We start from the raw sequence: 12,139 nt of genomic DNA, 5'->3' as shown, positions 1-12,139 counted from the left end.
GGCTACTCTCTCCGACCACCTTTTAAGTATTGTATGAGGCTTGCTGGGAAATAGGGAGTCGGAACATGGAAAAACAAGGGAAACCTGTGTCCTGAAACGGATATTTCACGAACCGGGGGCAGACGCTCCGTTTCTTCCTGATCAAGGTCCACAACAGCAGATAATATTGCTTGATCCACAGCGTCCGCTGACAAAATTCCAATTCCGCGAGCCTCGATCAAACCGTGAATTGACTTTGGGGCGGACATAACAACAGTGCCATTGCGCGTTTCTAAAACTGTTCGGTCATCAGCGACCAGCTGCGCACCCAAAGCCATCAGCTGCAACGACAAGCCGGATTTACCGCGCCCGGAGTCGCCCTTGATCAACACACCTTGCCCTTGAAAAACCACCGCATTGGCGTGGAGGATTAACGGCTGAGTTGACATGGCTTAGATCGGCAAGCCAACAACAAAACGTGCGCCCAATGGCTCAGAGGTAACATCTGCCTCGGTTGGACGGATGTTTTCGGCCCAGATCACACCGCCATGCGCTTCAATGATCTGTTTCGAAATCGCAAGTCCGAGTCCGGAATTATTGCCAAAATCAGACTGTGGCCGGGATGTGTAAAAGCGTTTGAAGATTTTGGACAGTGCTTCGTCCGGAATACCGGGGCCGGTGTCTTCGACCACGACAAGAACACGATTGTCCCGCCGGCGCGCCCAAACCCGAATGGCATCGCCATCTTCACAAAAACTAATAGCGTTGGTGATCAAATTGACAAAAACCTGCGCAAGTCGCGGTTCGAGACCATGAATACTGATGTCGCGCGGAGGCAGATCAGTGATGAACTCGATTCCCTTTTTGCCAGCATCTTGACCTAGGAACTCAGTGATATTTCCCAGCATTTCAAGAAGGTTGAATTCTTGCTCTTCTTCTTTGACCAGTTCGGAATCCAAACGCGAAGCGTTGGAAATGTCGCTCACCAACCGGTCAAGGCGGCGTACATCATGCTCAATCACATCCAGCAGCTTTTGCCGGTGTTCTTCCTTTTTGACCATCCGAAGCGAGCCAACCGCAGAGCGCAGGCTCGCGAGCGGGTTCTTGATCTCATGCGCAACATCAGCTGCAAATTGTTCATTGCTGTCTATCCGGTCATAAAGCGCGCTAACCATGCCGCGAAGTGCGCCGGACAGGCGCCCAATTTCGTCGGGCCGTGCGGTCAAATCCGGAATTCGAATACGGCCCGGAGCCACGTTGCGGCGATGCCGGTCCCGACCAATTTCCGCAGCATCCGCCAAGTCCGAAATCGGATTGGCAATCGTGGATGCCAACACAAGGCTCAGCCCGATGGAAACCAAGGTCGCGATGACGAACATCTGTAAAACCCGTTCCCGTTCCGCACTAACCGCAGCATCGATTTCCCGTGCAGTTGAGACCAAAGCGATTGACCCAACAATCAAGTCACTTTGACGAATGGGCGACAGCGCATAAAAAAGCGTAGCCCCGCCCGGCGCATTGCCTGCAACCACGCGGGTTTGTGCGACATCTCCGGCCTCAATCATGCGGCGCAGCTTGTCCTCCAGCACCAGTTCCGGCTCTGCGGCGAAATAGGTGAACATCCCGGCAACATTGCGCCAGATTGTCCCAAGGAAATCCGTGATTAGTGTAGGTTTTTCGTCCTCGCCCGCAGGCTCGATAGCCGGCGGCATTTGCCCCGCCGCCTCGCCCACAAGAAAGTTTCCGGCGTCAAACACCAGTAAATCCACGCCTTCACGCAGATCGATGCCTTCGACGGTACGCGCCACGTCAATACCGTCTGACGTTGCCAAACTGACAGGTGCGCCCGCAGGCAATTGCGCCTCAAAGATGTCCGCGATCAGCTCGACTTCGGACTGCAGGGCATTTGCCCGCTGAACGGCCAATGTATCACGGGACGAGTTGAGCCACAAAACACCCGCCACCAACACATTCAACGCAATCAGGTTGAATGTAATGATCTTGCGAGTCAGGGGTGAACGGTTAAGTGAAAAAACACTACGTCGTGCCCGGCTGTCACGCAGCTCTTTCTCAACTGTACTGTCTGGCGCGACCCAATCGTCGCCCAGCACCACATCAGCATCGCGGCGATTTTCTTCATCGCCGCCGCCAGAGTTCATCTGATCGGCCAAAGCCATCACTTACTCTTCGTTGTACCGGTAACCGATGCCATACAGCGTTTCGATCGCCGAAAAATCATTGTCAGCTGTTCGCATCTTTTTACGCAAACGTTTGATGTGACTGTCAATTGTACGGTCATCAACATAGACTTGGTCATCATAGGCCACGTCCATCAGTTGATCGCGCGATTTTACAAAACCGGGGCGCTGCGCCAAGGCTTGCAGAAGTAAAAATTCTGTCACGGTCAGCGATACATCGTTGTCTTTCCAAGACACGGCGTGGCGCAGAGGGTCCATTGTCAACGACCCGCGAGTCATCAGCTTGGTTTCTTCGGTGTCGCCAACAATGTCACTTGCGACCGCTTCTTGGCGGCGCAGCAAAGCACGGATGCGTTCCACCAAAAGGCGCTGCGAAAAAGGCTTTTTGACATAGTCGTCGGCCCCCATACGCAGACCCAGAACTTCGTCGATTTCATCGTCTTTTGATGTCAGAAAAATCACTGGCATCTTGGAGGTCTGGCGCACGCGCTGTAACAGATCCATACCGTCCATACGGGGCATCTTGATGTCAAAGACGGCCATATCTGGCATCTTTTTGGTAAACGCATCAAGCGCGGCTTGACCGTCATGATATGTCTCTACTTCGAAACCCTCAGCCTCAAGAGTCATAGAAACGGACGTCAGGATATTCCTGTCATCGTCCACAAGGGCGATTTTTGACATGGGGCATTCCTTATACTGCTCTGGTTGCCTGTTTTTTGCACGACTATGGGCCATTTGCGACTTTCCAACAATCCCCATCCGCGAATCAGGCAGTGCCACCGCCACATTTCGAACGAAATTTTATAAGGAATGACTAAAAAGCCTCACCTTTGTTTCCAATGTGGGCGCAAACATCGCACATCCGGCTGGCAACCTTTCGCCATGGTATCGCTAAACATCAAAATGGTTGCGCTAACTGCGTGTTTGCGTCCTGTTCACGCCGGAAAACGACGTGTTAAAGGAAGTTCCACAGGCGGCACCCTAGCCGCATGAATCTTACCAAGACAGCGCTGCGACAGGAGCATGCTATGACATTCGGACGGGTAAACCCGCAATTCCGGCTAGAAGATCAAGGGATCGAAGGCCTGGGCAATGTCTATTACAACCTCATGGAGCCCGCCTTGATAGAAGCGGCCCTGAAACGGGGTGAAGGTAGCTTGGGAAAGGGCGGATCCTTCCTTGTGACCACCGGTAAATTCACTGGCCGGTCCCCAAAGGACAAATTCATCGTCAAAACAGACAGCGTTGCTGACAGCATCTGGTGGGAAAACAACTCCCCTATGACGCCCGAAGGCTTTGATGCGCTGCATGCAGATATGCTCGAGCATATGAAGGACAAAGATTACTACGTTCAAGATCTGGTAGGCGGGGCGGACCCGACCAATGCCATCGATGTACGTGTTGTCTCGGAACTGGCATGGCACAGCTTGTTCATCCGCCACATGCTGCGCCGCCCCGATCGCGAAGATCTGGACAGCTTTGTTGCCGACTGGACAATCATCAACTGCCCGACGTTCCAAGCGGATCCCGCGAAACACGGTTGCCGCACCGACACCGTGATCGCGATGAACTTTGACAAAAAGACCATCTTGATCGCCAACACCGAATATGCGGGCGAGAATAAGAAGTCTGTGTTCACGCTGCTGAACTACCTTCTGCCCGGCAAAGACATCATGGCAATGCATTGCTCTGCCAACCACGCTGTCGGCAACCCTGTTGATACGGCCATCTTCTTTGGCCTGTCCGGCACAGGTAAGACCACCTTGTCAGCCGACCCTGAGCGCGTGCTGATCGGTGACGACGAACATGGCTGGTCGGATCGTGGCACCTTCAACTTCGAAGGCGGCTGCTACGCCAAAACCATCAACCTGTCGCCCGAAGCAGAACCTGAAATCTACGCCACCACCGAAATGTTCGGCACGGTGATCGAGAACATGGTCTACGACGAAGAGACCCGTGATCTTGATTTCAAAGACGACAGCCTGACAGCCAACATGCGTTGCGCCTACCCGCTGCACTACATCGACAATGCGTCGAAGACCGCGCTCGGCGGCCACCCCAAGAACATCATCATGTTGACATGTGATGCCTTTGGCGTCCTGCCTCCTATCGCACGACTGACACCTGCGCAGGCGATGTATCACTTCTTGTCCGGCTTCACGTCGAAGGTTGCGGGCACAGAACGCGGTGTGACCGAGCCAGAGCCAACATTCTCGACATGCTTTGGTGCGCCCTTCATGCCGCGCCGTCCAGAAGCCTATGGCAATCTGCTGCGCGACAAGATCGCCAAGCATGGTGCAACCTGCTGGTTGGTCAACACCGGTTGGACCGGTGGCGCTTATGGTGAAGGTTCCCGTATGCCGATTCGCGCAACACGCGCCTTGCTGCACGCAGCACTGAACGGGTCGCTGAACAATGCCGAATACCGCAAAGATCCGAACTTCGGCTTCGAAGTTCCGGTCAGTGTTGAAGGCGTTGCCGAGCTGCTGCTCGACCCGCGCAAGACTTGGGACGACAAAGCGGCCTATGACGCGCAAGCCGAAAAGCTGGTGCAAATGTTCGCCGACAACTTTGAACAGTACGTGCCCTTCATTGACGAAGACGTAAAAGCTGTGGCTATTGGCTAACGCCCTACATCTTGATGCATGTTCTTATCGGCCCTCACTGTGCAATCAGTGGGGGCCGATTTCATTTATCGGGGTCGGAGCCAAAATGGGCGTGCCCAAACCAAGGACAAACCTATCAATCCGCGGGCTGCAATCGGCCGCGTGACGCACTATATATGCGGCAATCCGGCTACAAAGGTCCCGCCATGCTTCGAACCGCCCTCGCCTTCCTCATTCTTGCGACCACACCGGTTTTCGCGCAGGAGCGCTCTCCTATTGCGTCTCAGCAATACGGGGTGATTTGTGCGCTTGAACTGCAAGGTCAGCAAACCGCGACCACAACGGAATCCGGGGTGATTAACCTGATCGACCAAGCCCGCAATCTCGATGTCACCACACATCAAGTACCCGCCGAATTGGGGCTAAGCTTTGGCATTCGGGCTTTGGTGGCCGATGGTGCCTCGTTAGAAGGGGCGCGAATGTCCGTGACCCACCCGCCTATGGGGCCACGCAAAATCACCCATCAAAGTTGGTCCGTCCCCCTGCATAGCGGCGCACCCGCACTCAATATGTTCACCTTTGAATCCCCCCATGAATTGGTTCAAGGCACTTGGGTTTTTCAATTGATATTCGCGGATAAAGTACTGACGGAGAAGGTGTTTCAGGTTCTGCCCGCCGGCAGCGTTCCTGTGGTTCAAAAGACCTGCGGCGGCGTTCAGCTCACCTCCTGACTCCAAACCCCCACCAGAGATTGTGGATAACTCTACATTCTGTGGAGAACCCCGAATCATCCACAACTTAATGTGTGGGTCAGGAAAATATTCCTTTACTTAGCCCCCCAAGCACAGGCACCATATCTTGTATGGGCTACAGACCTTTCCGCTGAGCCTTGAGCAGTTAGCAAGCGTTGACCGACATTGATCCAAACAACGCAATAAACAAAGAGGTGACGAATGTCCCTGTCCGAGCATTACCTTGAGGATGACCTGCATCCCATCGACATCGTCGAACATCTTGCGGCGCATAACGAATGGGAATTTGAGCGGCTGGCGGATGACCAGATTTCCATGGCGGTCGAAGGTCAATGGCGCACGTATTCCATCACTTTGGCCTGGTCGGGCGGCGACGAGACGCTGCGCATGATCTGCTCCTTTGATATGGACCCGCCATCTGACAAGATTTCAGCACTTCACGAAGGTCTGAATTTGGTCAATGATCAATGCTGGGCTGGATCGTTCAGCTTTTGGGACGCGCAAAAGCTGATGGTGTACAAGTACGGACTGGTTCTGGCCGGTGGCAACATCGCTTCGCCCGAACAGATCGATACGATGATCAATGCAGCAGTGATGAGCGCCGAACGCTACTACCCCGCCTTCCAGCTGATGGTCTGGACCGACAAGACCGCCAAACAGTCCATGCAGATTGCCATCGCCGAGGCCTATGGCCGCGCTTGACCATACGTAGATCAAGCCAGACTTAGATCAAGAACGAAGAATCTACCGGGCACCATTGCGGTGCCCTTTTTCTTTGCGTAGCTGTTGGGGACTTTATTTAGGGGAACGTCATGCAAGACAGTGAAATCGCCCGACGCGGGCTGGTTCTTTTGGGATGTGGCAAGATGGGGTCGGCCATGCTCGAAGGGTGGTTGGCACGTGGATTGCCTTCCTCCTCTGTTTGGGTCACAGATCCCTTCCCCTCCGATTGGCTTAAGGCGCAGGGTGTGAACCTGAACGCAGGTTTGCCCGACAGCCCCGCGATTGTGTTGATCGCTGTAAAACCCCAAATGATGCAAGATGCGCTTCCATCGCTTCAGGCTTTGGGCAATGGGGACACCGTGTTTTTATCGGTGGCAGCAGGCGTGACAATCGCCAGCTACGAAACCATCTTGGGGGCGCAAACACCGATCATTCGGGCCATGCCCAACACACCCGCAGCTATCAGCCAAGGGATCACCGCCATTGCTGGAAATGCACTGGCGACCCTCACCCAAATGGATATGGCCGATGACTTGCTGTCCGCCGTTGGTGATGTCGTCCGGCTGGACAACGAAGCCCAGATCGACGCAGTTACCGGCGTCAGCGGGTCTGGGCCAGCCTATGTATTTCACCTGATCGAATGCATGGCCGCCGCCGGCGAAGCCCAAGGTCTGCCTGCGGATATGGCCATGAAACTGGCGCAGGCCACCGTTGCCGGTGCCGGAGCATTGGCTTTGCACAGCGACGAAGGGGCAGCACAACTCCGCCGCAACGTGACATCGCCCAATGGAACCACCCAAGCAGGGCTTGAGGTGTTGATGGATGAAAACAAAGGCCTGCCACCATTGGTCAAGGCCACAGTTGCTGCCGCAGCGGATCGATCAAGGGAGCTGGCCAATGGGTGAAATCAGTTTTGACGATTTTCTGAATGTGGACATCCGCGTGGGCACCGTTACCCGGGCCGAACCCTTTCCCGAAGCCCGCAAGCCTGCGATCAAGCTTTGGATCGATTTCGGAGGCGAGCTGGGCGTTAAGAAAAGCTCGGCCCAGATCACCGTTCATTATACACCCGAAGGTCTGATTGGGCGGCAGGTCATGGCCGTGGTTAATTTCCCGCCACGCCAAATCGGCCCGATGCGATCCGAAGTACTGGTCCTTGGGTTTTCCGACGCGGATGGTGCCATTGTGCTCGCACGGCCGGATCAGCCGGTTCCTGCCGGTTCCCGGATGCACTGAAAGGGCTGACCTTGCGCCAACCTTGACCTTCTGCAGCGCAATGCAGATTGTGATGTCAGAGGGAGATTTTCGATGTTTCAGCCTGCGATTACCGGACATGGCGTTTTCACCCCGTCCGAAAACATCAGTAATGAAGAATTGGTGGTTGCCTTCAATGCCTACGCGGATCGCTGGAATGCGGCAAACGCAGCCGAAATTGAATCGGGTGCCCTTGAAGCCATCGGGCCCTCAAGCTCGGATTTCATATTCTCGGCCTCTGGCATCGAACAGCGCTACGTGATGAACAAATCAGGCGTGCTTGATCCAGATCGCATGTACCCTGCCCTGCCCGGACGCCCCGACGAAGAACCCGGTATCATGGCGGAAATGGCGGTTGATGCCTGCCAAAAAGCCCTGACAATGGCTGGTCTTGAAGGTGCCGATATAGATCTGGTGATCTGCGCCGCCTCGAACCACGAACGCGCTTATCCCGCCGTGGCGATCGAAATTCAGGACCTGCTAGGCGCAGGCGGTTTTGCCTTTGACATGAACGTCGCATGCTCTTCGGCGACTTTTGGCATACAAGCCGCTGCAGACATGGTGCGCTCTGGTTCGATACGCCGCGCTTTGGTGGTGAATCCCGAAATTTGTTCGGGCCATTTGGAATGGCGCGACCGTGATTGCCATTTCATCTTTGGTGACGTTGCGACCGCGGTAGTGATCCAGCGAGCCGAAGAAGCCGTTGGGCCACATTTCGTCATCAGGTCCACCCGCTGTGCCACCAAGTTTTCCAACAACATCCGCAATAATAGCGGTTTTTTACGTCGGGCGCATGACCAGATGGAAGACCGCCGCGATATGCAGTTCATGCAAAACGGTCGTAAAGTTTTCAAAGAAGTGCTGCCAATGGTTTCAGCGCATATCAGCGCGCACTTGAACGACTTGGACTGGGAGGCAAACAGCCTGCACCGTCTTTGGTTGCATCAGGCCAACAAAACCATGAATGATTTTATTGGCAAGAAGGTGTTGGGCCGCGTTCCAGAAGACGGAGAACAGCCCAACATTCTTCAGGACTACGCCAACACATCCTCTGCGGGATCAATCATCGCATTTTCCCAACATTCCGTGGATATGAAACCCGGAGATCGGGGTGTGATCTGCTCCTTCGGGGCAGGCTATTCCGTCGGTTCAGTGCTTGTCGAACGCGCTTGAGGCGGGGCCGAATTTTCGACGAAAATTCGATCAGCGCAGGTGTTACATCTTGCGCTTGATCAAATGGACAACGCATCCAATCAGCAAGCCCCAAACGGCCCCGCCCAGCCCTAGAATGCTTACTCCTGAGGATGTAGCAACAAAAGTGAGAGCCGCGGCCTCGCGTGTGTCTTCGTCTTTCAACGCAGCTGATGCCGATCCCGCGAAGACATTGAACAAGGCGACCCCCGCCAGACAGGCCATCGCCATCGGTGGGGCCAAACCCGCGATATGTGTGACCACCGCGGCCATGACGCCAAACACGCAATAAAACACCCCGCCCCAAACCGCCGCCATATATCGCTGTGCGGGGTCTGGATGGGCATGTTCATCGCAACACATCGCCGCCGTGATCGCCGCAACGCAGGTCGCAACCGCTCCGAACGGTGCACTCAATATGCTGAACAGGCCAACAGTCGCAAACATTTTCCCTGTCGGCGGTTGATAGTTGTTCGCTTTGAGCACCGACACACCGGGAATATTTTGCGTGGCCATCGTTACGATGAAAAGCGGCAATCCCAAGCCCAAAACCGCTGAGACTGAAAACACCGGAACCACAAGCACCGGATGCGTCAGCACATGGTCCGGTGCAGCCAGCCCGCCGCCATTGTGGACGACCACCAAAACCAGCGTTGCCAACACTGCCGCAGGAACCGCGAACAAGCGTGAAAACCGCCCCACGACGTACCAAGTCAACATGATTGGTAAGGCCACCTGTGGCGCTTCACCCAAGGCCCGAAATGGTACAAAACAAATCGACAACAAAACCCCGGCCAGCATCGCCATTGTGATCGCGGCAGGGATTGATGCCGCCAGTCGCGCCAAGGGCTTCCAAAAGCCCGCGATGACGCACAAGACACCAGCGACAACAAAGGCTCCAACCGCCCCTGCAAATCCCGCACTATCCGGGGCCGATACAGCCAGAAACGCCACACCAGGGGTGGACCATGCCACGCTTGCGGGCACTTTTAGCCAAAGGCTAAGGACGATCCCAGCCAACCCCATAGACACCGCTCCGGCCATCAATGCCGAAGACGCTTGCTCCGGGGTCGCCTGCATGGCCAATACACCTTGCAAAAAGATCGGGAAGGAACTGAAAAAACCGACGACGGCAACAACAAGACCGGTCCAAAATGTTTGCGCATTCAAAGGCATGTTGTTGAGGCCAATTGTTGGCGCGTCTTAATCGCCAACCGCGTCGCGCCAATGACGGCGACACAGGCTAACATAGGTCTCGTTGCCACCAATTTGCACCTGCTCACCATCTACCAACACCCGCCCGTTTTCATCTTGCCGAATGACCATAGTGGCCTTGCGTCCGCAATGGCAAATGGTCCGCACTTCGCGCATTTCATCCGCCAATGCCAAAAGCGCGGCCGATCCCGGAAACAGTTCGCCGCGAAAATCCACACGCAATCCGTAGGCCATTATCGGCACGTTGAGATCATCAACAACACGGGCCAACTGCCAGACTTGATCACGTGTTAAAAACTGCGCTTCGTCGATGAAAATACAGGCGACTGCCCCCTTGCCGAGACGCATTTCGATTTTTGAAAACAGATCGGCAGTGCTTTCAAACAAATCCGCCTCACGTGACAAGCCAATACGTGACCCAATCTGGCCGATACCAGCGCGATTGTCGAAAGAGGCCGTCAACAGATAGGTCTGCATGCCACGTTCATTGTAGTTGTGCGCAGCTTGCAACAACAAAGTCGATTTGCCGGCGTTCATGGTTGAGTATTGAAAGTGCAATTTGGCCATGATCCGAGCATGTGCCGCAACTGGCCTAAATGGGCAAGTATGTTGTCATGCGAACCTATCAGCTTGGGTCAGAATCCTGAGGGATATCCCCGGGGGTCGCGGGATTCTGACGCCAAGCCAACAAGTTTTAACGAGAAGGGGCGGATTACCAAAGCACCCCCAGAAGACCATTCACAGCCTTCCCTTCTCAACACCAAGTCCGGTCTGGGAACCGGAAACTCGTATCCCCCACAACATGTGGGCGTGTTTTATACATGACATTTCCAACTGATAGCGATAATGGGAATGGAGTTAAGAAGTTCCCCGGAAAATGACACCGGGCACGAGGGTAAGACATGGCACCTGTCGGACGGTATCTGAAAAAGCACATTGAAGCCCTAGTCAAAGACGTGGGCATCGAAGCGGCCTGCGAATTGACAGGAAAATCCAAGGCGACCCTTGGGCGCTATTATTCGGATTATCCCGAACATGGCGACCGGTTCATGCCTGTTGATGCCGTTGCGGCATTGGAAGAAGCGGCCTCTTATCCGCATGTCACCGCGGCTTTGGCAGAACTCAAGGGGATTACCCTTCATTTCGATGATTCGCGCCGGAATTCAAAATCCGAAAGTGGCGGCGTTAACTCCGATGTAATCGTTCTTTCGCAGCGCTTTGGCATGTTGATGGCGGAATACCACCAATCCATTGAGGACGGTATCATCACCGCAAACGAAGCCAAACGCCTGTTGAAAGAAACCTTGCAGATCCAAAAGGTGCTTATCGATATGAAAATGCACCTCGAAGACGAACAAAGCTAAACTTTCAGCCTTACCAAGTCGGGGCCAATTGCACCTCGACCGATGCCATAAGCGCTGCTTTTTGGGCCTCGTTGCTTTGCGCCAAACAGGCAGCGGCAACATCGCGTAGGCGATTGGGCCGGTCATTTTTTGTTGCCTTGGCTGCATCTTCTATCCGGTCGACCCGCCGCATCGAGTTTCGAAACGACTCAAACGCAGCACGGGTCTTGACCTCAGCCAACGTCTTTGGCGTTTGAAAACTGCGATAGATCCGCCAATGGCTTGGATTGTTGATCTCGATCCCGAAAGACATCAACCGCAACATCAGGTCTGTTTGTTTGTTCAGCGCGCTGGGGTCTCGTAACAAGGAAATTCCAACCGCTTTGACGACGTTTGACGTCGAGTTGAACAAGTACGGGGTCATTTTGTGCAGCTTGAGTCCCTCAACTTCTTCAAAAGTTGCCTTTGAATATGCCCCCAACCGGTGTCCGCCTGCCAGAAGGTCCAAATTCATCGCAACATTCAACAGGGAAAATACCAGATGTGTCCGGTCTTTGCGCAGACCAAAAGAATATGGCATGTCGCGGGCCACAGCCAACGCATCTTCAAGACGCATCGACCATTTTTCCGCCTCGTCAGTCTGGACTAGCTCACACACCTTATGCGATCCGGCGATCAAGGCGTAAATCTTGTCAATGCTTTGTAAACCAGCGTCCTGAGACAACTGCTCAAGCAAAAGAGTCTGCTCAGTCAGATCAACTGGGCGCTGGCCCTTTTTATAAATAAGTTTTTGGACTGCAGTGTTTCGCTGGCGTTTTGGCATTTCATCCAAGGCACGAAAAACAGCCTCCGCTGACATATTTGAATACAAAGCA

13 protein-coding genes are annotated in these 12,139 nt (G+C 54.3%); 7 read left to right on the top strand and 6 right to left on the bottom strand.

Annotation, left to right across the window (positions count from 1 at the left end; all coding sequences use genetic code 11):
- Nucleotides 1-2: 2 nt before the first annotated feature.
- From C8N36_RS09215 to C8N36_RS09205, 3 genes are read right to left on the bottom strand one after another with little or no spacing between them, the layout of a single operon-like run.
- Nucleotides 3-428, bottom strand: a complete 426-nt coding sequence (locus C8N36_RS09215; RefSeq protein ID WP_097804405.1) for an HPr kinase/phosphorylase — start codon at nt 426-428, stop codon at nt 3-5.
- A 3-nt stretch (nt 429-431) separates the two neighbouring features.
- Nucleotides 432-2,156, bottom strand: coding sequence for a sensor histidine kinase (locus C8N36_RS09210; RefSeq protein WP_097804404.1), 1,725 nt, complete (start codon nt 2,154-2,156; stop codon nt 432-434).
- Nucleotides 2,157-2,159: 3 nt separating this feature from the next.
- On the bottom strand, nt 2,160-2,861 hold the full coding sequence (locus tag C8N36_RS09205; RefSeq protein ID WP_097804469.1) for a response regulator transcription factor: 702 nt from the start codon (nt 2,859-2,861) through the stop codon (nt 2,160-2,162).
- Between the two features lie 347 nt (nt 2,862-3,208).
- Here C8N36_RS09205 and C8N36_RS09200 point away from each other — a divergent pair, with 347 nt between their 5' ends.
- The 6 genes from C8N36_RS09200 (at nt 3,209) to C8N36_RS09175 (ending at nt 8,688) form a co-directional block, all read left to right on the top strand.
- Nucleotides 3,209-4,807, top strand: a complete 1,599-nt coding sequence (locus C8N36_RS09200; RefSeq protein ID WP_097804403.1) for a phosphoenolpyruvate carboxykinase — start codon at nt 3,209-3,211, stop codon at nt 4,805-4,807.
- A 185-nt stretch (nt 4,808-4,992) separates the two neighbouring features.
- Nucleotides 4,993-5,517 carry a DUF3859 domain-containing protein gene (locus tag C8N36_RS09195; RefSeq protein WP_170125846.1) on the top strand — a complete coding sequence of 175 codons (525 nt, stop codon included), beginning with the start codon at nt 4,993-4,995 and terminating at the stop codon, nt 5,515-5,517.
- 222 nt (nt 5,518-5,739) lie between these two features.
- Entirely contained in the window at nt 5,740-6,240 is a 501-nt protein-coding gene (locus tag C8N36_RS09190; RefSeq protein ID WP_097804401.1) for a type III secretion system chaperone family protein, read from the top strand.
- Between the two features lie 110 nt (nt 6,241-6,350).
- Nucleotides 6,351-7,166 carry a pyrroline-5-carboxylate reductase gene (gene proC, locus C8N36_RS09185; protein ID WP_097804400.1) on the top strand — a complete coding sequence of 272 codons (816 nt, stop codon included), beginning with the start codon at nt 6,351-6,353 and terminating at the stop codon, nt 7,164-7,166.
- Nucleotides 7,159-7,497, top strand: coding sequence for a tRNA-binding protein (locus C8N36_RS09180; protein ID WP_097804399.1), 339 nt, complete (start codon nt 7,159-7,161; stop codon nt 7,495-7,497). The genes proC and C8N36_RS09180 overlap by 8 nt, the downstream gene beginning before the upstream one ends.
- A gap of 72 nt (nt 7,498-7,569) precedes the next feature.
- A complete protein-coding gene (locus C8N36_RS09175) occupies nt 7,570-8,688 on the top strand; it encodes a beta-ketoacyl-ACP synthase III (RefSeq protein WP_097804398.1) in 1,119 nt (372 codons plus the stop codon).
- A 42-nt stretch (nt 8,689-8,730) separates the two neighbouring features.
- On the opposite strand, the gene C8N36_RS09170 is transcribed toward C8N36_RS09175, so the two are convergent.
- Both C8N36_RS09170 and C8N36_RS09165 read right to left on the bottom strand, forming a co-directional pair.
- Nucleotides 8,731-9,882 (bottom strand): benzoate/H(+) symporter BenE family transporter, encoded by a 1,152-nt coding sequence (locus C8N36_RS09170; protein WP_097804397.1) that lies wholly within the window; start codon nt 9,880-9,882, stop codon nt 8,731-8,733.
- A gap of 27 nt (nt 9,883-9,909) precedes the next feature.
- Nucleotides 9,910-10,488, bottom strand: coding sequence for a thymidine kinase (locus C8N36_RS09165; RefSeq protein WP_097804396.1), 579 nt, complete (start codon nt 10,486-10,488; stop codon nt 9,910-9,912).
- Between the two features lie 335 nt (nt 10,489-10,823).
- Here C8N36_RS09165 and C8N36_RS09160 point away from each other — a divergent pair, with 335 nt between their 5' ends.
- A complete protein-coding gene (locus tag C8N36_RS09160; RefSeq protein WP_097804395.1) occupies nt 10,824-11,285 on the top strand; it encodes a hypothetical protein in 462 nt (153 codons plus the stop codon).
- A 10-nt stretch (nt 11,286-11,295) separates the two neighbouring features.
- On the opposite strand, the gene C8N36_RS09155 is transcribed toward C8N36_RS09160, so the two are convergent.
- On the bottom strand, nt 11,296-12,135 hold the full coding sequence (locus C8N36_RS09155; RefSeq protein WP_170125845.1) for a hypothetical protein: 840 nt from the start codon (nt 12,133-12,135) through the stop codon (nt 11,296-11,298).
- Nucleotides 12,136-12,139 lie beyond the last annotated feature (4 nt).

Origin of the sequence: Pelagimonas varians (genome assembly GCF_003208435.1) — a bacterium.
Taxonomy (GTDB): Bacteria; Pseudomonadota; Alphaproteobacteria; order Rhodobacterales; family Rhodobacteraceae; genus Pelagimonas; species Pelagimonas varians.
This window is presented reverse-complemented; position numbering and strand designations above follow the sequence as displayed.

Coding starts and splice junctions, on each gene's coding strand:
- C8N36_RS09215 (WP_097804405.1), bottom strand. CDS start 428: ATGTCAACTCAGCCGTTAATCCTCCACGCCAATGCGGTGGTTTTTCAA.
- C8N36_RS09210 (WP_097804404.1), bottom strand. CDS start 2,156: ATGGCTTTGGCCGATCAGATGAACTCTGGCGGCGGCGATGAAGAAAAT.
- C8N36_RS09205 (WP_097804469.1), bottom strand. CDS start 2,861: ATGTCAAAAATCGCCCTTGTGGACGATGACAGGAATATCCTGACGTCC.
- C8N36_RS09200 (WP_097804403.1), top strand. CDS start 3,209: ATGACATTCGGACGGGTAAACCCGCAATTCCGGCTAGAAGATCAAGGG.
- C8N36_RS09195 (WP_170125846.1), top strand. CDS start 4,993: ATGCTTCGAACCGCCCTCGCCTTCCTCATTCTTGCGACCACACCGGTT.
- C8N36_RS09190 (WP_097804401.1), top strand. CDS start 5,740: ATGTCCCTGTCCGAGCATTACCTTGAGGATGACCTGCATCCCATCGAC.
- proC (WP_097804400.1), top strand. CDS start 6,351: ATGCAAGACAGTGAAATCGCCCGACGCGGGCTGGTTCTTTTGGGATGT.
- C8N36_RS09180 (WP_097804399.1), top strand. CDS start 7,159: ATGGGTGAAATCAGTTTTGACGATTTTCTGAATGTGGACATCCGCGTG.
- C8N36_RS09175 (WP_097804398.1), top strand. CDS start 7,570: ATGTTTCAGCCTGCGATTACCGGACATGGCGTTTTCACCCCGTCCGAA.
- C8N36_RS09170 (WP_097804397.1), bottom strand. CDS start 9,882: ATGCCTTTGAATGCGCAAACATTTTGGACCGGTCTTGTTGTTGCCGTC.
- C8N36_RS09165 (WP_097804396.1), bottom strand. CDS start 10,488: ATGGCCAAATTGCACTTTCAATACTCAACCATGAACGCCGGCAAATCG.
- C8N36_RS09160 (WP_097804395.1), top strand. CDS start 10,824: ATGGCACCTGTCGGACGGTATCTGAAAAAGCACATTGAAGCCCTAGTC.